The sequence below is a fragment of the Mucilaginibacter sp. genome, assembly GCF_041660805.1.
Taxonomy (GTDB): domain Bacteria; phylum Bacteroidota; class Bacteroidia; order Sphingobacteriales; family Sphingobacteriaceae; genus Mucilaginibacter.
This window is the reverse complement of the sequence record NZ_JBAZVP010000009.1, coordinates 111,637-132,250: the sequence shown is the minus strand read 5'-3', so window position 1 is coordinate 132,250 and position 20,614 is coordinate 111,637. Positions and strand designations below refer to the sequence as shown.

Genomic DNA, 20,614 nt, shown 5'->3' with positions numbered 1-20,614 from the left:
ATCATGAAACGCTGTGCACATAACAATTATTTGCATGCATGGCCGTTTCTTCCCTGTATACAAATGCCCTAATGAAAAAAATACATCTGTTATTGCTTAAATCATTTATAAGGCCTTTTATAGTCACCTTATTGATAGTGATGTTTGTGCTGCTGATGCTATTTTTATTCAAATACATTGATGATTTGATAGGCAAAGGTTTTGCGTGGTATATCATCCTTGAACTGATGATGTATAATTCGGCCACAAATCTTGCTATGGCGCTGCCATTATCTGTACTGCTTTCTTCTATCATGACCTACGGGAGCCTGGGAGAGAACTACGAGCTGGTAGCTATTAAATCTGCAGGGATCTCATTGCGCCGGGCCATGTACCCCATGATGGTGGTAGTTTTTGTGATAAGTGTAGCAGCCTTTATATTCTCAGATTATATGCTGCCGGTGGCCAACCTTAAATACTATTCTTTATTGTATGATGCCCGCAAGCAAAAGTCGGCCGATCTGATACCCGAAAATATTTTTAGCAGTCGTTTTCCTGGATATACCATCAGGGTAAAAAGAAAAGATCCCGACGGGCAAACATTATATGACATTATGATCTACCAGCGCGGTGTGATTGATATTAACCATATTGTTACTTTTGCCAAGTCTGGGCAAATGTATCGTACCAAGGACGACCTTTTTCTTATTTTGAAGCTAAAAGATGGAGTTAGGTATGAAGAATCTCCGGGCGAGGTGAATTATAATCAGCGCCAGCGCCTAACGCGTTTCCGTTTTAAGGAGACCGAACAACGGTTTGATCTTTCAGATCTTAAAATGAAGCATACCGATGAAAATGAATTCAGGCAAGCTTCAATGATGATGAATTTGAAGCAGTTGCAACGCTATATTGACTCTACCGGAAGGCAGGTTGATAGCAGCGTAAATGCTAATTACAGGTTAATTATACCTAATATCAAATATTTTACAATTCCTAAAACCTCCAGAACTGTTAAAAAACCAATCCCTGCAGATAGTTTACTATTACATAGCGTAAACGATAATCTTAATGCATTTAATAATGCATCGAGCGAAGTACGCCAGATACAGGAAGCATTAAAACTGCGTACTAACAATTATAAAGACACCACAAAAAGTATCCGCAGGTATATAATGGAGTACCATAAAAAGTTTGTCCTTTCTGCAGGGTGTATTGTTCTGTTCCTGATAGGGGCACCATTAGGGGCTATTATCCGCAAAGGTGGGTTAGGTTTGCCGGTTGTAGTTTCCGTGATCTTTTTCCTTATTTATTATATTATCGGTACCATTGGCGAAAAGTCTGCCAAGGAAGGCAACCTGTCGCCATTAATTGGTGCCTGGGTAGCTGTAGCAGTATTATTTCCGGTCGGATTGTTTCTTACTTACAAGGCCGCTACTGACTCCGCTTTGTTTGATATGGAAATGTACAAACGCTTCTTTAAGCGTCTCCGTTTTCGTAAAGAGGTTAAACCCATATAGTTTTACAAAATACCGACCTTTATCATTTAATTAACGTATAAATTTGTTGTAATATCAGCAAAGTGAAAATTCAATAGCTGATCTCCAAACATAAAAGAAATGCTGAACACCATACCGGAAGCAATTGAGGCTATAAAAGCAGGTAAAACTATAATTGTTGTTGATGACGAAGATCGTGAGAACGAGGGCGATTTTTTAACGGCTGCACGTAATGCCACGCCAGAGACCATAAACTTTATGGCCCGTTATGGCCGCGGATTGGTTTGCGCCCCTATTACCAGAAAACGCGCGCAAGAGCTTGAGCTTGAACCAATGGTGAGCAAAAATACCACTTCGCATGAAACCAATTTTACGGTTTCTGTTGATTTGTTGGGTAACGGATGTACTACCGGTATATCTGCAACCGACCGTTCAAAAACTACATTAGCTTTAATTGATCCTTCAATAAAACCTGAAGACCTGGGCAGGCCCGGGCATATTTTCCCGCTTATAGCTAAGGATGGGGGCGTTTTAAGGCGCTCAGGGCATACCGAAGCGGCTATTGATCTTTCTGTATTAGCGGGTTTTGAACCTGCAGGGGTTATATGTGAAATAATGAAAGAGGACGGTGATATGGCCCGTTTGCCGGAGTTGCTTGTAATGGCTAAAGAGTTTGATCTTAAAATTGTTTCCATAAAGGACCTGATCGCTTACCGTTTAGATACAGAGTCATTAGTTAAGAAAGAAGTATCTGTAAAGATGCCTACCGAATGGGGCGATTTTGACATGATAGCTTATACGCAGCTTGATACCGGCGAAAACCATCTGGCCCTTGTTAAAGGTGAGTGGGAGCCTAACGAACCCATTCTAGTGCGGGTGCATAGCTCATGTGTTACCGGCGATATTTTTGGTTCATGCCGTTGTGATTGCGGCCCGCAGTTGCATAAGGCAATGGAGATAATTAGCAAAGAGGGCAAAGGTGTAATTGTTTACATGAACCAGGAGGGCCGTGGTATTGGGTTGATAAATAAATTAAAAGCTTATCATCTGCAAGAAAATGGTTTGGATACGGTTGAAGCCAATATTAAACTGGGTTTCCAGATGGATCAGCGTGATTACGGTATAGGTGCTCAAATATTGCGCAGCCTGGGTATCTCAAAAATGCGTTTGTTAACTAATAACCCTAAGAAACGTGCCGGGCTTATTGGTTACGGATTAGAAGTTGTTGAAAACCTGCCAATTGAGATAGCATCAAACCCGCATAATGAGGCTTACTTACGTACTAAAAGAGATAAAATGGATCATTCGATAATGCGTGAGCATTAATCGTCTTTTTCTTCATCATCGGGGCCGCCGGTTACTACCGGTTTGGTAGTAACTGCCGGTGTAGGTGATGGGCTTACAGGTGCCCTGTTGCGCCTGCCCTGTCTAAACATATTTCTTAAGAATTCGCCAAAGGTGTCAAAATCGCGCTGGTAAACCAAACCAATGCCGTTTACATATTGCACACCTAAATTATCATTAATAGTGTTTAATGTTGTACTGTTTAGTGCGCGGTAAGAGTACCTTGCACGCAGGTTCCCATCTTTACGAATCAGGTACTGTAGTTCAAAATCCTTAGTTAAAGTCCTGAAATCTGTATTAAGTAAACTTTGTCTGTTGTTAAAGATATCGCTTGTGCCGGTATTTGAATAAATATTCCCGTTAAGCAGCAGGCGATCACCAAAAAACCGGAGACCTAAACTGGCATCATTAAGAGAGCGTATGTTTAAATCAAAGTTTTTAAGATTTGATTGTGATATAAAGCTGTTGAGTTTATTAAATGCAAATTCACTTACCGCTTCACTTGCGGTACCCAACACCTGGTTGGTTAAATTGCTGCCAGTGCCCGATGCAAAACTTCGCCTTACAATGATGCTTAGAGCCTGCTGGCTGCGGTTATTATTGTCAGACAGGTAAGTAACAAGGTCATCCTTAATGGAGGGCTCTACTGGGAAATTAAAGTTAAAATCAATATTTGGTTGCAATAGTGATTTAGTGATCAGTAGCTCGGCCTGTACCAATACCTGTTTTGGCCCAAATGGCGATTGTAAACCGGCTGCTGTGTATAGCGGCGCAATATTGGTACGAACCTCGTACAACGCTTTCAGGTTTATTTCGGCATTTGACGGATTGCCCGTCCAACGGATGGTACCTCCCTGGCTAACGGTAAAATTCTTACTTATAAAATCTTTAGCTGTAAATTCAAATTTACCGGTGGTAATTAAAAAGTCGCCAAACATTTCAAAATCGCCCAAACTGTTAATGTTCAGTTTTAGGTTTCGGGCTGTACCGCTTCCTTCTAAAATGCCATAGTCTGTAGCAATTCTTACAACTGTTTTTTCATCAATAGTTAAATCAAAATTCAGGGTGATGCCATTAAACGCATTAATCTTTTCAGCAACCTTTGTAGTAGTGTCATTATGGTTTACAAAACGTATAAAGTCATAATCAATGGCGGTTACTGATGTGTTTAGCGGTATATTAAATATGGTGCCTTCTCCGGTGGTGGCCTTAATATCTATCTTCATGTTATCTACCGGGCCGGTAAAGCTAAATTTGCCGCTCCCATAAGCAACTCCATAGTAAATATGATTATCCTTAAATGTGGTGTTAAGGGCCATCAGGTTTTCGGCATCAAGGGTAATATCAAGGGTTGGGTTTGATATATTGTTAAGGTCTACTTTGCCATTAGCTTCGCCCTTACCTCCTTTGTAATCTTTCAGCACCATTTTATCAATATTGATAACGCTATTGGTAACATTCAATTTATCGTTAACGGTGTATGCGGTTTTCAGATAGTTTACTGTAACCCCCGTATTGTTTAATGACAGATCTCCGTTTAGCGACGGGCTTGATGGCTTGCCCGACAGCTTAAGGTTTGCCGACACCGTCCCTTTAAGGTTTGATACCAGGTCTTTTATAAATGGCTCAAAAATGATGGCCTCTGTTTTATCCATCTTTATATCAAAATCAAGGTTATCGCTGTCGCCTTTTTTGCCAAGGGCATAAATGCCGGCAATGTTCATGGTCTCTAAACCATGATTGGTAATGTTCAGGTTAACTTTTGCAGCTTCACGTTCATTATCAAGGGTGGATTTGATCTTTACATCGCCAACCAAAGTTTTATTCATCGTAAGCGAATCGATACCTAAATTGGCATCCACTCCCGGCGATTTTGCTATTGAACTTAACAGCACATCTCCATTCAATGAACCTTTAAGTAATACCCCGGATGTTTTTGTAAGCTGGTTTAAGGTAGCCATGCTGAATTTTTCGAAAGTCACCTTCAATTTATCTTCAGGGCTATTAGATATAAGGCCGCTTATTTTAACTTTTTGCTTGCCATTTGAAAGTTCAAAGCCTGATACCTGGGTTTTGCCATCATCCAGTAACCGAATCCTCACCTGGTCCTGTATTTTCCATTTCTCGCGTTCAAGCACCACGTCAGATGGTAGTATCATCAGTTTAGCCGTTGTATCGCGCCCAAACTGAACCAGCCCGTAAAGATCTAATTGGTTGGCGGCTGTTTTATCAGATAGTTTTACGTTAAAGTTTAAACTATCATTTTTTAAAAAGTTGGCTATGTTTATGTTTTTAATGAATAAGCTATCCGTTAAGTCAATCCTGCTTAATGATACGTTGAGCCCCAATAAATCATCGCTCGTGCTTTCGTCAATAATAAAATCGTGGAATACTATCTTACCTAGTTTTATGGTTTTAATATAGCCATTTAGTGTTGCCGTTTTGTTTTCCGAATTAAATTTACCCACAAATGTACCCTGTTCAGGCACTTTCAATTCGGGCATAAAAATAGCCGTTAAAGGATCAAGGTTTTTGAGGGTTAATGAAAAATCAAAGTTTTGTGGCTTTGGAGTAACTATATCCATTTTTAACGATGGAATATACTTTTTGGCTATAGTTTTATAGTACGATGGCAGTGTGGCCAGGTCAAAACTTCCTTTTATACTTCCGTCGGCAATGTCAGATTTTAGGGATATGGTCCTGTCGTTGCCTTTGCCATTGGCATTAAGCGATAAGGTATCAACTACATAGTCGTTTCTTGGATCTATGATCCGTATGTTGGTAAGTAGAATACGGCCATCCAGGTTCTCCAGGCTATTGCCAGAGAAGTTTGTATTGATTTGGGTGTTGAAGGTAATGGTGTCCTTTAACAGTTTTAACTTATTAAGCCTTGCTGTATTAACAGTCCCGGCAAAATTATATACCGGTAATTTTGGGTTAAGATTAACGCTTCCGGTAAGGTCAAGCTTCAGGTTTCTGTCGTTAATGGTAATTTTTCCTGTTGCTGTTTTATTTACGAAACCTCCATTAAGAACCAGGTTAGTATAGTTATATCCTTTAAGATCAATATAAGCGATGTTGGCATTGCCTTTTATTGCAAGGGTTGTAAGGTCATCGCCACGGCCGGTTACATTTGCTGCCAGTGTAGTGCGCCCAATTGTTTTATCATTAAGCAATGTCCCTAAATCAAAATTTGATGTTTGTATCTTACCACTGTAGCTTGGCACACCGGCTTTATTAATTTTAAGGTTAATATCCGGATCAAACCGGCCAAGCAATGTTTTAAATGTACCAAATGCTACAAAGTCATTTTGCAGGCCGGTAAATCTGCCGGTAAAGTTTATGTTGCCAAACTTCCCTACAATGTCTGGCACATGCTGGTTGTTTTTACCGGTAAAGTGGCTGTACAAATAGTCGAGGTCTTTTTTGTTGGTGGCTATTTGGTCAAATTTTAACTGCAGAAAAGTGTTTTCCCAATCAGGAAGGCCGGTTAAATGAAAATCGCCCTTAACAAAAGTTGCTTGCGCGGCTGTTACTGTAAGGTTGGTGGCTCTGAGATTATTCACCATTCCGCGGATACGACCATTAACACCCAGTTCGAAATTTATTTTACCTAACGAGGTGGTGAAGTAGGCAATATCTTTTGATGACAAGTGCGACGATTTAAAATCGGCATCCATATTTACCTTATTCTCTACATCATCAAAGTCGCTGAACGATTTAAACTTCATTCTAAAAAAGTTCCTTACGTTAGAGTTAGGCGTTAATATGTTCAGGTTTTGAAGTAATACCTGGTTGGTATCAATAGTGGCATTGGCATTAAAGTTCCTGACAAAGAACCCGCTTTTTTCGCGGAGGGTCAGTCCGCCTATGCGGGCTTTAAACAGGTGGTTCCTTAAATCCATATTGCGCACAATAGTGCTGAAATGGCTTACATCAATATCATTAAAGTTTACTCCGTTTACTACAGCATCACGTAACTTGTTTTTGTACCTAAAGTGAAAATTGTTGACGGCTATTTTCTGAAAGGTTAGTGTCCATGGCTGGCTTTTCTTTTTGGTAGTATCTGCACCTGAATTGAAATAATCCAATACAAATTGCAGGTTGGTTGTACTATCCTTAAGCTTTTTGAGATAGAAAGAACCGTTATCCAGTTGGATAGATTCAAAATTTATTTTCCTCTTTTTTATGCTGTTGAAGATAGAGAAGCCGCTAAGCTGAACCGCGAGTTTTGGCGTGCTAAGCAAGGTGTCCTGCTGCTTATCTAAAATATATAATCCCTCCAGTACCACCGATGAAAAGGGTACAACTTTAAGACGCTTTACATCTACAGTGGTATTGAGCTCTTTTGATAAATAAGCAGTTGCTTTTTTTGCTGCCCAGGTTTGCACGGGCTCGTACTGTATAAGCACTAACACTATGCTTACCAGTAACAAAATTATCAATACTATGCCTAACGCTATTTTGAGTACTTTTTTAATAACTTTGTGGTTTAATAATTACCGATTTTAGTGAACTTACTGATCTGGTGAACTAGCTATACGCTTTAACGCGTTAATGGTTTTGCTTTTAGTCACTAATTCATTAATATTTAATTCACTAACTCAAAAAGTTTTGCCTGTAATATTAGGAATCGAATCTTCATGTGATGAAACATCAGCGTCTGTTTGTGTTGATGGTGTGATATTAAGCAATGTTATTGCTAATCAAACCATTCACGAAGCTTACGGTGGTGTTGTCCCTGAGCTTGCCTCAAGGGTTCATCAGCAAAATATTGTCCCTGCTGTACAACAAGCATTATTAAACGCAAAAGTAAGCAAAAATGATATTGATGCGGTAGCTTTTACGCGCGGGCCGGGACTTTTAGGTTCTTTATTGGTAGGGGTATCATTTGCCAAGGCATTTGCGCTGGCAAAAAACCTTCCGCTTATTGATATTAACCATATGCAGGCCCATATCCTGGCACATTTTATTGGCGAAAATAAACCAGCATTCCCGTTCTTGTGCCTTACTGTATCTGGCGGGCATACTCAAATTGTTTTGGTGAAAGATTATTTTGAGATGGAAGTAATTGGCCAAACACTTGATGATGCTGCCGGGGAAGCAATGGATAAAACCAGTAAGATCTTAGGCTTGCCATATCCCGGCGGGCCGTTAATAGACAAATACGCGCGCAGTGGTAACCCTGATGCTTATAAATTTCCTGAACCACAGATACCCGGGTTTGATTTTAGCTTTAGTGGTGTTAAAACCGCTATACTGTATTTTATAAGGGATAATGTAAAGGCTAACCCCAATTTTATACAGGAGAACCTGCCGGATATATGCGCATCAGTAGAGAAACGGATCAGTACTATCCTGTTGAATAAATTAAAGCGCGCTGCCGACGAGTATAACATCAAAGACATTGCATTGGCAGGCGGGGTATCTGCAAATACCGGTTTGCGGGAGGGTTTAACCAGGCTTGGTGCTGAAAAAGGGTGGAATGTTTTTATACCTAAATTTGAGTATTGTACCGATAATGCTGCTATGATAGCTATTGCCGGTTACTATAAATTTTTAAAAGGCGAGTTTGCAGGGCAGCAGATTGCACCATTAGCAAGAATGCCCATGTAAATATTTATGAGTTATTGAGTTAGTGAATTAGTGATTAGCTACTCTTTAATTCAGTATTTTTGACGTTCATTTTAAAACTCACTAATTCAGTAAATCATTAATTCAATAATTATCGAATGAGTATTCCTTCATTTATTTTTTGGGCGGTTTTTGTACTGCCGTTGGTAGCATTTTTAGTTTGGATAATGCGCCAGGACAAGCGCCGTGGTGTAACCGGACTTATTGTGCTGGCCATTATGGTTGTAGGCTGTATTGCTTACATGTATTGGAAAACCGGCGGTAAGTAAAATTAGGATGGAGAATAACTGGAAATTCAAGTCTTTACAAAACCTTGAAAAAGGACAACCTATTGCCCCTGGATATTCTTCTCATTTAATTAAGCGTTGCACTGAACTCTTCAATCGACCATTAAATGAATATTCGATTGAAGACATGAGAGTTATGATTGGTCAACAGGTAGGTTTAAATTATCTGATCCCTTTAGCTCTTGAACAATTAAAAATAGATATTTTATCTGAGGGCGATTATTATTCCGGTGACCTGTTAACCGTAGTACTAAAAGTTGATAAAATATTTTGGAGTAAGAATGGCGCTTTATTAACGGTATTGGCAGGGTTAATTGAAAGCAACAAAGATTTATTGCTTCAATCAAATGTTCCTTTAAGCTTGTTAGAGGGATTTTAAGTAAAAAAGCCTCCCTATTTTACAGGAAGGCTTTTAATAATTTATTAAAGAGAAGCTTAAACTTCTGCTAATTGCTCACCTGAAACGGCTGCTTTAATTTTTATTTCCAGTTCATCAGCTAATTCAGGGTTATCTAAAATTAGTTGTTTAACCGCATCGCGACCCTGGCCTAAGCGGGTTTCACCATAGCTAAACCACGAACCTGCTTTTTTAATGATGTTATATTCAACTCCCAGGTCAATAATTTCACCTGCTTTTGAAATACCTTCACCAAACATAATATCAAACTCGGCTATACGGAAAGGCGGCGCTACTTTATTCTTAACAATCTTCACCTTAACGCGGTTACCTGATACCTCATCGGTATCTTTAATTTGCGAGATACGGCGTACATCCAAACGTACCGAAGCATAAAATTTAAGCGCATTACCACCGGTGGTAGTTTCGGGGTTACCAAACATAACACCAATTTTATCGCGCAGCTGATTAATAAATATACAGCAGCACCCGGTTTTGCTGATAGTACCTGTAAGCTTACGTAACGCCTGCGACATTAAACGAGCATGTAAACCCATTTTAGAGTCGCCCATTTCGCCTTCTATCTCGGCTTTTGGCACTAAGGCGGCAACAGAGTCAATTACTAATATATCAATAGCACCAGAGCGGATAAGGTTATCAGCGATCTCTAAAGCCTGCTCACCGTTATCTGGCTGAGATATTAAAAGATTTTCGACATCAACACCCAATTTTTTGGCGTAAAACCTGTCGAAGGCATGTTCAGCATCAATAAAAGCGGCAATACCACCTTTTTTTTGTGATTCGGCTATAGCGTGTATGGCAAGGGTAGTTTTACCTGATGATTCCGGGCCGTATATTTCAATAACCCTTCCTTTAGGTAAACCGCCTACACCCAAAGCGATATCCAAACCTAACGATCCGGTTGATATTACTTCTGTAGGTTCAATAACGGAGTCGCCCAATTTCATAATAGTGCCTTTCCCGTATGATTTTTCCAGCTTATCAAGGGTAAGCTGTAGTGCCTTCATTTTATCTGTATTGCTCATCTCAATTTTTTGTGAAACAAATATAAAATATTATTTATTAAAATACTAATATTTTTAGTAAAAAGTTTTGTGTTTATATTGGTTGAATTTAGTTATCCTAAAAGTATCAATCAAATATCTTTATCAACACTGCGTTTGGCCAACTGCTTACTCATCACATTTAACGCCTTTTTCTTTTTAGCATCTTTTGCCTTCCTTATCTTTAATGCTTCGGCCTTTTGCAGGGCGGTTTCGGTATTAATTTGTTGATAGTATTTGCAAAACCAGCTAAGCGGGCAAATCTCGCATTTGGGGCTGCGTGCTACACAAATATAACGGCCATGCAATATGAGCCAGTGATGGGCCACACCGAGGGTCTCTTTTGGCAGGTATTCCATTAACTGCAACTCTACAGCCAGTGGGGTACGGGCGCGGGTGGTTAAACCAATACGGTTTGCTACCCTAAAAACGTGTGTATCAACCGCAATGGCAGGGGCGTCAAATATTACAGATGCAATAACATTGGCGGTTTTGCGGCCAACGCCCGGCAGTTTCTGCAAATCATCTAAACCAGAGGGTACTTGCCCGTTAAAAACCTCTACCAGCATTTTGCCCATGCCAGCCAGGTGTTTGGCCTTATTATTTGGGTAACTCACACTTCGGATGTAAGTGAAGACCTCTTCGGGAGTAGATTGGGCTAAAGATCCGGCATCAGGGAAACGCTCAAACAGGGCAGGAGTTACCTGGTTAATGCGTTTATCGGTACATTGTGCTGATAATATAACTGCCACCAGTAACTGGTATGGGTTATTATAATGTAGCTCTGTAACCGGTGTCGGTTGGTTTTTTATAAAGTAATCAACAAAATGGCGGTATCGTTCGGCCTTAAGCATTCGTTCAATTGTTCATTTAGTACTTGTATTTGGCGAGTACTGGTTAAATGCCAAAATTATTAAACTATTTATCAATGGACGAATGAACTATGTTAAAATAGAAAGGTTCATAAATCAAACTTTAGGCTATTGCCGGCTGTGTGATCTATGAACCAGTACTTGACGGGCGGTAGTACTTAACGCAAGCTCTTTGAATAATCAAGGATGTGGTGAATGGTCTGCAGTTTTGGCTTTTTCTTTAAAAGATCCAAATCAGCACGGATAGAGTGATAGAATATCACTGCGTCCGCTTCCAGATTTTCTTGTACCACCGATTCTTTCACTTGAGCTTTGTTAGTGACCGCATTAAAATTTGATGTAAAGGTTTCACCCATAAGCTATCATTTGTTAATTTATACTAAATAACGGAAGTTTTATGTGAATATTTTGCGAAAATGAAAATTTAATGAAATTTTTTACGGTTATGCTAACTATTTGATTATGTTGACGAAAACAATTATTTATTGTGTTATTTTGACACGAATAACAACATTCAGGCATAACACTAAATTTCTTCATTTCACAGTGATGTTTTGGCTAAAAAAAGCTTCCAAAATAATAAGAGCCATTGAATAATCAACGGCTCTTATTTAATAATAGTGTGGTTTGCTATTTAATTTTTTAAACTCATTTCTTTGCCTTGCATCATCTTGCGCAGGTTATTAAGCGCGTAGCGCATACGGCCCAAAGCGGTGTTGATACTTACATCGGTAACGTCGGCAATTTCCTTAAAGCTCATGTCGCCAAAATGGCGCATAATTAATACCTCTTTCTGTTCAGATGGCAATAATTGTATCAAAGTTTTAAGGTCCTTATGGGTTTGCTCGCGCACCAGGCGGTCTTCGGCACTTTCATCATAATGGCCCAGTACTTCAAAAATATCAAAGTCGTCACCATTGGTTACCATAGGCGCGCGTTTTTCACGGCGGAAATGGTCTATTACCAGGTTATGGCCAATGCGGGTTACCCATGGTAAAAACTTGCCTTCTTCGTTATACTTTCCTGCTTTTAGCGTGTTGATTACTTTAATAAATGTATCCTGGAAAATATCTTCAGCTAAAGCTTCGTCTTTAACAAGCAGATAAATAGAAGTGTAAATTTTTGATTGATATCGCCGTATTAACTCTACAAGCCCAGCCTCATCGCCGGCAATATACAGATGGATTAGATCCTGATCACTTTTCAATTGAAAATCCATAGAAAGCTACTAATAAACTAAATTAAAATTTTTGTCGTTATTAAATGTAGAGTTCTATCTATATCGTTTCTTTTAGGGTTAAGAAATTGTTACCCTCAAATATAATAATCTTAAAAAATAAAAACAAATATTTTTTAACGGGGTATCTTGTGCATTGGCAAAAATAAATTTCTGTCAGCAAAATGCAAAGTATTTCACTAATCACTTATAAACCACTTACTAATACTTAAACCTATTTGGATAACGCTAAATATTTTAGGATTTTTGCATTCCGAAATATGGTTCAGAGTAAATGAAAACACATTTAATTGTTTTAAACCCTTTTTAAGATAAATATTCAAGAACGGTTTTAGGATTTAGATTTTAACTCCTTAAACAGTTGGACTGAAATATATCTGAAAGTTTAATTCATGTGTAACAATTTTATTATGAACCGCCAATAATGAGCAAAAGATACTAATGATTAAAGAAGCAGAAAAAGATCCGCAACATCATATCATCATAAAAGGGGCAAGGGTGCACAACCTTAAAAACATGGATGTGGCCATCCCTAAAAATAAACTTGTAGTGATTACCGGCATGTCGGGCTCGGGTAAATCTTCCCTTGCATTTGATACTTTATATGCCGAAGGCCAGCGCCGTTATGTAGAGAGCCTTTCATCATACGCCCGCCAGTTTCTGGGCCGGATGAATAAACCCGATGTTGACTATATTAAGGGTATAGCCCCGGCAATAGCCATTGAGCAGAAGGTAATTACCAGTAATCCACGATCAACCGTAGGCACATCTACCGAAATTTACGATTACTTAAAGTTGTTGTTCTCGCGTATCGGTAAAACCATTTCACCCATATCTGGCGGGATAGTAAAAAAAGATTCGGTGACCGATGTTATCAACTTTATTACCGCCATGCCCGATGATACGCAGGTAACCATACTTTGCCCGCTGCATCCGCATAACAACCGAAGCTTAAAAGAAGAGCTTGCTGTGTTGCTGCAAAAGGGATTTGTAAGGGTGGAGTATAACGGCAAACTCTCCCGCATTGAAGAGATGCTTGAAGATGAGAGCATCAATAATAATTTACTGTTAATTGAAGACGAGGTTGAAAGCGTAAAACCGAAGGCTAAAAGCAAGAAAGCGAAAGCCGAAAGTGATGCAAAAGCCGAGGCTGATAAACAACAGGCCGAAAGCGATGAAACTACCCGTAATATGTCGCTTACTACGCACAAATTACCGGTACGGATTGTTATTGACCGGATCACTAAGAACGAAGAGGACGAAACCATAAGCCGTTTAGGCGACAGTATACAAACCGCCTTTTTTGAGGGTAAGGGAGATTGTTATGTACGTTACCGCCAGCCGGAAGAAGCCTCACCTAAATCCTCTCCAGAGGAGAGGACTTCTGAGGATACTGAAGCAGAGCGTTTCTTCTGCGACCGTTTTGAGTTGGATGATATGCGTTTTGAAGAGCCGTCACCAAACTTTTTCAGCTTTAACAACCCTTACGGTGCCTGCAAAAAATGCGAAGGCTACGGCAAGGTTATCGGCATTGACGAGGACCTTGTTATCCCCGATAAAAGTAAAACAGTTTACGAGGGCGCTATTGCCCCATGGCGTGGCGAAAAAATGCGCGAATGGAACGAGGTGTTGGTAAAGAATTCGTTGAAGTTTGATTTTCCTATCCATCGCCAATATAACCAGTTGACCGAAGAGCAGCAACGCTTATTGTGGACAGGTAACCAATATTTCCGCGGACTGGATGCTTTCTTCAAAGAAATGGAGGAGCAGACCTATAAAATTCAATACCGTGTACTGTTATCCCGTTATCGTGGGAAAACTACCTGCCCGGAGTGTAAGGGCAGCCGTTTACGTAAAGATGCATCATATGTAAAAATAGATGGCATGTCTATCACAGATGTGGTGCTGATGCCATTAGATAAAGCGCTGGATTTTTTCAGCAATTTAAAGCTGAACGAAACCGATATTAAGGTAGGTAAGCGCCTGCTGCTGGAGATAACTAATCGCCTGAGTTTTTTAAATGATGTAGGCTTAAGCTATTTAACGCTTAACCGTTTGTCTAACACCTTATCAGGTGGCGAATCTCAACGTATTAACCTGGCTACTTCTTTAGGGAGCAGTTTAGTGGGCTCAGTTTATGTATTGGATGAACCAAGTATAGGCTTGCACCCGCGCGACACGCAACGCTTGATAACCGTACTGCGGTCATTACGTGACGTGGGTAATACCGTTTTGGTGGTTGAACACGAGGAAGAGATAATGAAAGCCGCCGACTATATCATTGATATTGGCCCGGAAGCAGGTACGCATGGCGGTAATCTGATCTTCACCGGTACATATGACCAGATCATTGTTGATGATAAAAGTTTAACCGGTAAATATCTGAGCGGCCGCGAAGAAATTGCAATACCAACAAGCAGGCGTAAATGGAACGATTTTATAGAGATTAAAGGCGCCCGCGAAAATAATTTAAAGCATGCCAATGCTAAATTCCCGTTAGGGGTGCTTACTGTGGTAACGGGTGTATCGGGTTCGGGCAAAACCAGTTTGGTTAAACGGATATTGGCACCTGCCCTGCAAAAAACATTGGGTAACTACAGTGGCGACCAAACCGGTGCCTATGATAGTATTGAAGGCGATTATTCTAAAATAGAACAGGTAGAACTGGTTGACCAGAACCCGATTGGCCGTTCGTCACGATCAAACCCGGTTACTTATGTTAAGGCCTGGGACGAGATCCGTAACCTGTATGCTGCCTTGCCTGTTGCTAAAGCTGCCGGACTAAAACCATCGGCATTCTCTTTTAATGTTGAAGGTGGCCGTTGTGATGTTTGCCAGGGCGAAGGCGAGGTGAAGATTGAAATGCAGTTTATGGCTGATATCTTTTTAACGTGCGAAGCCTGTAATGGTAAGCGTTTTAAACAACACATTTTAGATATTACCTATCAGGATAAAAATGTATCTGAAGTGCTGGAGATGACCATTGACGAGGGTTTGGAGTTCTTTGCTAAAGAGCCTAAGATCATCAATAAAATAAAGCCTTTGGTTGATGTTGGTTTGGGATATGTGCAGTTAGGCCAATCGTCAAATACATTATCAGGAGGCGAGGCACAGCGTATAAAGCTGGCATCTTTCCTGGTGAAAGGTAACAACACACATAAAACCCTGTTCATTTTTGATGAGCCTACAACAGGCCTGCATTTTGCCGATATTAAGAAACTGCTGAAATCATTTGATGCCCTGTTAGAGCATGGTAACACTATTATTGTTATTGAACATAACATGGATGTTATAAAATGTGCCGACTGGGTAATAGACATTGGTCCCGAAGGTGGCGACCGAGGCGGTAAAGTAGTATTTGAAGGCACACCCGAAGACCTGATAAAAGTTGAAGATAGCTACACCGGCAAGTTTTTGAAGGAAAGGTTTTAACCCCCCGGCCCCCTGAAGGGGGAGCAGAATGTTACTATGCAAACCACGGGCTGAAAGCCCGTGGTTTGCATAGTAACAGCTTTTAGCTGATGTAAGCCGGAGGCTTAAGCCATGATTTCCACGAGTTATACTGCGCTAAACTTGCGGCAGGTTGGGATAAATCGATACTACACTAATGGTTTTTGACATACCCCATGGTGGCGCTAATTTGTCAGTATCAATATTATTGATATCTGATTATCAGTTATTTAACTATGTTAACGGGCGTTCACGGTGGTGAACGTGAACACTTAGCCTGTGGTCGGTGTCATCCGCACCACTCAACCCCACCAAAAAAGCCTCCCCACTCGGGAGGCTTTTTGCAATATTTCAATTCGAAATTGAAAATCCGATATTCTAAATAATTATGAAATACATTTGTTACATGGACGGAATGTCATAATTATTTATTAATACATAGAAATGTTTCTATGTATTAATGTTTTTATACCTTTGTGTCTGCTAATGATTGTGAGCCACGGCTTATCGTCAGCTAAGATAATGGACAATAAAAAAATAGAAAAAATTTCCCGGGCGTTGAGCGATGCAAGCCGCATTGCCATTTTACAGGAATTTAAGAAGAAAAAGGATTGCCTGTACTGCGCGGAGATCAATGATCTGCTGGACATGACTCAGCCTTCTGTTTCGCACCACATAAAACAATTGGTAGATGCCGACTTGCTATTACCAAAAAAAGAGGGGCGGAACCTAAAGTACGTGCTTAATCAGCAGGTGCTTAACGACTATATAGCCAGCCTCAACGAATTAAAAGACTAGCATCTATTTTAAATATCAGTATAGAGTACTATCGACAAATACATAGAAACATTCAAATATATAAATAAACCTATGAAAAAATCTATCTACATAATGGCTTTGGGCGCCTTTGGTATTATTACCACAGAATTTGGAGTTATTGGCATATTACCTCAATTGGTAAAAGAGTTTAATATTTCAATTGACACCGCGGGCCTGCTGCTTAGCATGTTTGCCCTAACTGTAGCTGTGACCGGCCCCTTTACCAATATGCTTATGGCAAAGGTGAACCGTAAAACGGCCATGTGTTTGGTGCTGGCCATATTTGTGGTTTCCAATCTTATTTCGGCAATTGCGCCTAATTTTACTGTATTGATGGCGGCCCGTATCTTGCCCGCTTTTTTACATCCGGTGTTTTGGGCTGTATCCATGACAGCCGCGTCTAAACAGGCAGGGCCAAAGGATGCGCCTAAAGCTATAGCCATTGTAATGGCCGGCCTAAGTGTAGCCACCGTAATAGGGGTGCCGCTTACTACTTATATTGCCAACTTATTTAGTTGGCAGGCATCATTTGTGCTGTCGGCTTTTATTAACCTGATAGCGTTTGGTGCGCTGGCTATTTATTCGCCGTCGATGCCGGTTGACGAGCAGGCTGCAAACCCTAAAAATCAGTTGAAAATATTAAGCAGCACCCAACTGTGGGTGAAATTTTTAATATGCGTTGTAATACTTGCGGGTATGTTTGCTACCTATGGGTACCTGGCCGAATATCTAGCTAAAGTTTCGCATATGAGCGGCACACAGATCAGCATTATGCTGCTGGTATTTGGTGGCGCAGGCATACTGGGTAACTGGCTTACAGGTGTTTTGCTGAGCAAAAATATTCAATTAACCAGCCGTGTGTTTTTATTATTACTGGTGGTAATGCATATCCTGGCTTACCAGTTTGGCGGGGGCTTTATCTCCATGGTATTTATCCTTTCGGTATGGGGACTGATACATACCGGAGGTTTTTTGGTAGCCAACCTTTTGGTTATTAATGGTATCCACGGCCCCTCGCTCGATTTTGTGAATAGCCTGCTGCCATCCTTTTTTAACGCCGGTATTACTTTAGGGACTTTGTTAGGTGGCTTTATTATTATGAGGTTTGGCATTCATGAGGTTATTTGGGTAACGGTGCCGTTGCTTTTATTAGCATTGGGCCTCAGCTTTATAACCGGGACTAAGAAGCAACCAGTAGTTAAGGCGGTAGCTGAACCTGAACTGAAATCTGAAGAGTTGGTTTGCGAATAAAAGGGAAAAGAACGACTTTTTCAACCCTTTTTCGCCATTATTTCGGCCTGTTTAGGGCGCGGAAAGCGGGGAGATATATAATTGAAAATTTAAAGCTTGTCCCGTTTTGTTCCGTATAAAAACAGGTTGGGATAAATCGATACTACACTAATGGTTTTTGACATATCCCATGGTGGCGCTAATTTGTCAGTATCAATATTATTGATAGCTGATTGTCAGTTATTTAACTATGTTCACGGCGTTCACGGTGGTGAACGTGAACACTTAGCCTGTGATCGGTGTCATCCGCACCACTCAACCCCTACCAAAAAAGCCTCCCCAATTGGGAAGGCTTTTTGCAATATTTAAATTCGAAATCGAAAATCCGATATTCGAAATAATTTAAGACACCATTTGCCTGCGGATGATATTCAACGCACCGCCTGCTTTAAACCACTCAATTTGCTGAGCGTTGTATGTATGGTTTACCGGGAATGATTCTGTTGTACCATCGCTGTGGTGTAATACTACAGTTAACTGTTTGCCTGGGGCAAAAGTTGTTAAGCCTGTAATATCAATAGTATCGTCTTCCTGTATTTTCTCGTAATCGTTGGTATCTGCAAAGGTGATACCTAACATACCTTGTTTTTTAAGGTTGGTTTCGTGGATACGGGCAAATGATTTTACCAATATGGCACGTACGCCTAAGTGACGTGGCTCCATAGCTGCGTGCTCACGTGATGAGCCTTCGCCGTAGTTTTCGTCGCCTACTACTATTGATCCAATACCATGTGCTTTATAATCGCGCTGTGTAGCCGGAACCGGACCGTACTCGCCGCTCAGTTCGTTTTTAACGCTATCAGCAGTGTTGTTAAAGTAGTTGATAGCACCTATCAGCATATTGTTTGATATGTTGTCCAGGTGGCCACGGAACTTCAACCATGGGCCTGCCATAGAAATATGGTCGGTAGTACATTTACCGCGGGCTTTAATCAAAAGCTTTAAGCCGGTAATGTCGGTGCCTTCCCACGCAGAGAATGGCTCCAGTAATTGTAAACGTGATGATGTTGGGCTAACCAAAACCTGTACCTGGCTGCCATCTTCGGCAGGGGCCTGGTAACCGGCATCCTCAACAGCATAACCCCTTATCGGCATTTCAATACCTTCAGGCTCATCAAATTTAACCTGCTCGCCGTTTTTGTTGGTCAACGTATCGGTAAGCGGATTGAAAGTTAAATCACCAGCTATAACAAACGCGGTAACAATCTCCGGAGAGGCAACAAACGCGTGTGTGTTAGGGTTACCATCCTGGCGTTTAGCGAAGTTACGGTTAAACGATGTGATGATAGAGTTTTTGCGCGTAGGGTCATCAGTATGACGTGCCCATTGGCCAATACAAGGGCCGCAGGCATTAGCCAATACTACACCGCCCATGCTTTCGAAAGTACCTAAGTAACCATCTCGCTCAACAGTGTAACGTACCAGTTCTGATCCCGGGGTAATAGTGAACTCAGCCTTGGTTTGTAAATTTTTATCAATAGCCTGTTTAGCAATAGATGCCGAACGGGTAATGTCTTCGTATGATGAATTGGTACAAGAACCTATCAAACCAACCTCTAATGTAGTAGGCCAGTTATTTTCACGTACAGCTGTAGCGAATTTAGATATAGGCCATGCTAAATCAGGAGTGAACGGACCGTTAACGTGTGGTTCTAATTCTGATAAGTTGATTTCAATAACCTGGTCAAAATATTGCTCAGGGTTAGCGTAAACCTCGTCGTCACCGGTTAAGTGTGCTGCAACAGCATCAGCCATATCAGCAACTTCGGCACGTTGGGTGCCTCTTAAGTAAGCAGCAATTTTTTCGTCGTAACCAAAGATAGAAGTGGTCGCGCCAATTTCGGCACCCATGTTACAGATAGTACCTTTACCTGTTGCAGAAAGTGAACGTGCACCTTCGCCAAAATATTCAACAATAGCACCAGTACCACCTTTAACAGTAAGGATACCTGCTACTTTTAAGATAACGTCTTTAGCTGATGTCCAGCCGGAAAGTTTACCGGTTAATTTAACACCAATAAGTTTAGGGAATTTTAGCTCCCATGGCAAGCCGGCCATAACATCACAAGCATCAGCACCGCCAACACCAATGGCAACCATACCCAAACCACCTGCATTAGGTGTGTGTGAGTCGGTACCTATCATCATACCACCAGGGAAAGCATAGTTTTCTAATACTACCTGGTGAATGATACCTGCACCGGCTTTCCAGAAACCGATACCATATTTATCAGATACAGATGAAAGGAAATCGTAAACTTCCCTGTTTATATCAATAGCAGTATTTAAATCGGCAACAGCGCCAACTTTAGCCTGTATTAAGTGATCGCAATGTACGGTTGAAGGTACAGCCACCTGCGGACGGCCAGCCTGCATAAACTGCAGCAGTGCCATCTGGGCGGTAGCATCCTGCATAGCCACGCGGTCTGGTGCAAAGTCAACGTAGTCGGTACCACGTTCAAAAGCACGTTTAGCATCGCCTTCGGTAAGGTGAGCGTATAATATTTTTTCGGTTAAAGTAAGATGTTTACCGGTCGCTTTACGGGCAGCATCCACGCGGGTGCTGTAGCGATCATAAACTTTTTTGATCATGTCTAAATCAAAAGCCATGTTGTTTGATTTTTAGTGTAGTAAAAAAGGACTTATGGTTAACCGTTTCCGGTATAGCCGCGAATTTACAAAATATAAACAGCTATTAAAGTCAGAGGTTTGTACAATTGTTATTTGGATATGTTCTAAATAACT

Annotated in this window: 14 protein-coding genes; 8 read left to right on the top strand and 6 right to left on the bottom strand. The window is 40.8% G+C overall.

Annotated elements, in window-relative coordinates; genetic code table 11:
* Positions 1 to 71: 71 nt before the first annotated feature.
* Together WC743_RS13825 and WC743_RS13820 are read left to right on the top strand one after the other, a co-directional pair.
* The gene (locus tag WC743_RS13825) at positions 72 to 1,496 is read left to right on the top strand and encodes an LptF/LptG family permease (RefSeq protein WP_373012626.1); all 1,425 of its coding nucleotides are present in this window, start codon (positions 72 to 74) and stop codon (positions 1,494 to 1,496) included.
* Positions 1,497 to 1,595: 99 nt separating this feature from the next.
* A complete protein-coding gene (locus WC743_RS13820; protein WP_373012624.1) occupies positions 1,596 to 2,801 on the top strand; it encodes a bifunctional 3,4-dihydroxy-2-butanone-4-phosphate synthase/GTP cyclohydrolase II in 1,206 nt (401 codons plus the stop codon).
* Here WC743_RS13820 and WC743_RS13815 read toward each other — a convergent pair.
* Positions 2,798 to 7,264 carry a translocation/assembly module TamB domain-containing protein gene (locus WC743_RS13815; protein ID WP_373012622.1) on the bottom strand — a complete coding sequence of 1,489 codons (4,467 nt, stop codon included), beginning with the start codon at positions 7,262 to 7,264 and terminating at the stop codon, positions 2,798 to 2,800. The two genes, WC743_RS13820 and WC743_RS13815, sit on opposite strands and share 4 nt — an antisense overlap.
* 169 nt (positions 7,265 to 7,433) lie before the next feature.
* Between WC743_RS13815 and tsaD the strand changes: the two genes are divergently transcribed.
* The 3 genes from tsaD to WC743_RS13800 all read left to right on the top strand — a co-directional run bounded on the left by tsaD (position 7,434) and on the right by WC743_RS13800 (position 9,119).
* Positions 7,434 to 8,435, top strand: a complete 1,002-nt coding sequence (tsaD, locus tag WC743_RS13810) for a tRNA (adenosine(37)-N6)-threonylcarbamoyltransferase complex transferase subunit TsaD (protein WP_373012620.1) — start codon at positions 7,434 to 7,436, stop codon at positions 8,433 to 8,435.
* A gap of 116 nt (positions 8,436 to 8,551) precedes the next feature.
* On the top strand, positions 8,552 to 8,722 hold the full coding sequence (locus WC743_RS13805; RefSeq protein WP_373012619.1) for a hypothetical protein: 171 nt from the start codon (positions 8,552 to 8,554) through the stop codon (positions 8,720 to 8,722).
* A 7-nt stretch (positions 8,723 to 8,729) separates the two neighbouring features.
* On the top strand, positions 8,730 to 9,119 hold the full coding sequence (locus WC743_RS13800; RefSeq protein WP_373012617.1) for a contact-dependent growth inhibition system immunity protein: 390 nt from the start codon (positions 8,730 to 8,732) through the stop codon (positions 9,117 to 9,119).
* 56 nt (positions 9,120 to 9,175) lie between these two features.
* Here WC743_RS13800 and recA read toward each other — a convergent pair whose 3' ends face one another.
* The 4 genes from recA to WC743_RS13780 form a co-directional block, all read right to left on the bottom strand.
* Positions 9,176 to 10,183: a recombinase RecA gene (gene recA / locus WC743_RS13795; protein WP_373012616.1), complete on the bottom strand. Its 1,008-nt coding sequence runs from the start codon at positions 10,181 to 10,183 to the stop codon at positions 9,176 to 9,178.
* A gap of 110 nt (positions 10,184 to 10,293) precedes the next feature.
* Positions 10,294 to 11,055 (bottom strand): endonuclease III, encoded by a 762-nt coding sequence (gene nth, locus WC743_RS13790; protein ID WP_373012615.1) that lies wholly within the window; start codon positions 11,053 to 11,055, stop codon positions 10,294 to 10,296.
* A 176-nt stretch (positions 11,056 to 11,231) separates the two neighbouring features.
* Positions 11,232 to 11,429 carry a hypothetical protein gene (locus WC743_RS13785; RefSeq protein WP_373012613.1) on the bottom strand — a complete coding sequence of 66 codons (198 nt, stop codon included), beginning with the start codon at positions 11,427 to 11,429 and terminating at the stop codon, positions 11,232 to 11,234.
* 278 nt (positions 11,430 to 11,707) lie between these two features.
* Positions 11,708 to 12,292: an RNA polymerase sigma factor gene (locus tag WC743_RS13780; RefSeq protein ID WP_373012612.1), complete on the bottom strand. Its 585-nt coding sequence runs from the start codon at positions 12,290 to 12,292 to the stop codon at positions 11,708 to 11,710.
* Between the two features lie 459 nt (positions 12,293 to 12,751).
* Here WC743_RS13780 and uvrA point away from each other — a divergent pair, with 459 nt between their 5' ends.
* From uvrA to WC743_RS13765, 3 genes are all read left to right on the top strand, one after another.
* Positions 12,752 to 15,742 (top strand): excinuclease ABC subunit UvrA, encoded by a 2,991-nt coding sequence (uvrA, locus tag WC743_RS13775; protein WP_373012610.1) that lies wholly within the window; start codon positions 12,752 to 12,754, stop codon positions 15,740 to 15,742.
* Positions 15,743 to 16,282: 540 nt separating this feature from the next.
* Positions 16,283 to 16,558 carry a helix-turn-helix transcriptional regulator gene (locus tag WC743_RS13770; RefSeq protein ID WP_299465804.1) on the top strand — a complete coding sequence of 92 codons (276 nt, stop codon included), beginning with the start codon at positions 16,283 to 16,285 and terminating at the stop codon, positions 16,556 to 16,558.
* Positions 16,559 to 16,630: 72 nt separating this feature from the next.
* A complete protein-coding gene (locus WC743_RS13765; protein WP_373012608.1) occupies positions 16,631 to 17,830 on the top strand; it encodes an MFS transporter in 1,200 nt (399 codons plus the stop codon).
* Between the two features lie 381 nt (positions 17,831 to 18,211).
* On the opposite strand, the gene WC743_RS13760 is transcribed toward WC743_RS13765, so the two are convergent.
* The gene (locus WC743_RS13760) at positions 18,212 to 20,479 is read right to left on the bottom strand and encodes an aconitate hydratase (protein ID WP_373012606.1); all 2,268 of its coding nucleotides are present in this window, start codon (positions 20,477 to 20,479) and stop codon (positions 18,212 to 18,214) included.
* Between the last annotated feature and the right edge of the window lie 135 nt (positions 20,480 to 20,614).

Coding starts and splice junctions, on each gene's coding strand:
- WC743_RS13825 (WP_373012626.1), top strand. CDS start 72: ATGAAAAAAATACATCTGTTATTGCTTAAATCATTTATAAGGCCTTTT.
- WC743_RS13820 (WP_373012624.1), top strand. CDS start 1,596: ATGCTGAACACCATACCGGAAGCAATTGAGGCTATAAAAGCAGGTAAA.
- WC743_RS13805 (WP_373012619.1), top strand. CDS start 8,552: ATGAGTATTCCTTCATTTATTTTTTGGGCGGTTTTTGTACTGCCGTTG.
- WC743_RS13800 (WP_373012617.1), top strand. CDS start 8,730: ATGGAGAATAACTGGAAATTCAAGTCTTTACAAAACCTTGAAAAAGGA.
- recA (WP_373012616.1), bottom strand. CDS start 10,183: ATGAGCAATACAGATAAAATGAAGGCACTACAGCTTACCCTTGATAAG.
- nth (WP_373012615.1), bottom strand. CDS start 11,055: ATGCTTAAGGCCGAACGATACCGCCATTTTGTTGATTACTTTATAAAA.
- WC743_RS13785 (WP_373012613.1), bottom strand. CDS start 11,429: ATGGGTGAAACCTTTACATCAAATTTTAATGCGGTCACTAACAAAGCT.
- WC743_RS13780 (WP_373012612.1), bottom strand. CDS start 12,292: ATGGATTTTCAATTGAAAAGTGATCAGGATCTAATCCATCTGTATATT.
- uvrA (WP_373012610.1), top strand. CDS start 12,752: ATGATTAAAGAAGCAGAAAAAGATCCGCAACATCATATCATCATAAAA.
- WC743_RS13770 (WP_299465804.1), top strand. CDS start 16,283: ATGGACAATAAAAAAATAGAAAAAATTTCCCGGGCGTTGAGCGATGCA.
- WC743_RS13765 (WP_373012608.1), top strand. CDS start 16,631: ATGAAAAAATCTATCTACATAATGGCTTTGGGCGCCTTTGGTATTATT.
- WC743_RS13760 (WP_373012606.1), bottom strand. CDS start 20,479: ATGGCTTTTGATTTAGACATGATCAAAAAAGTTTATGATCGCTACAGC.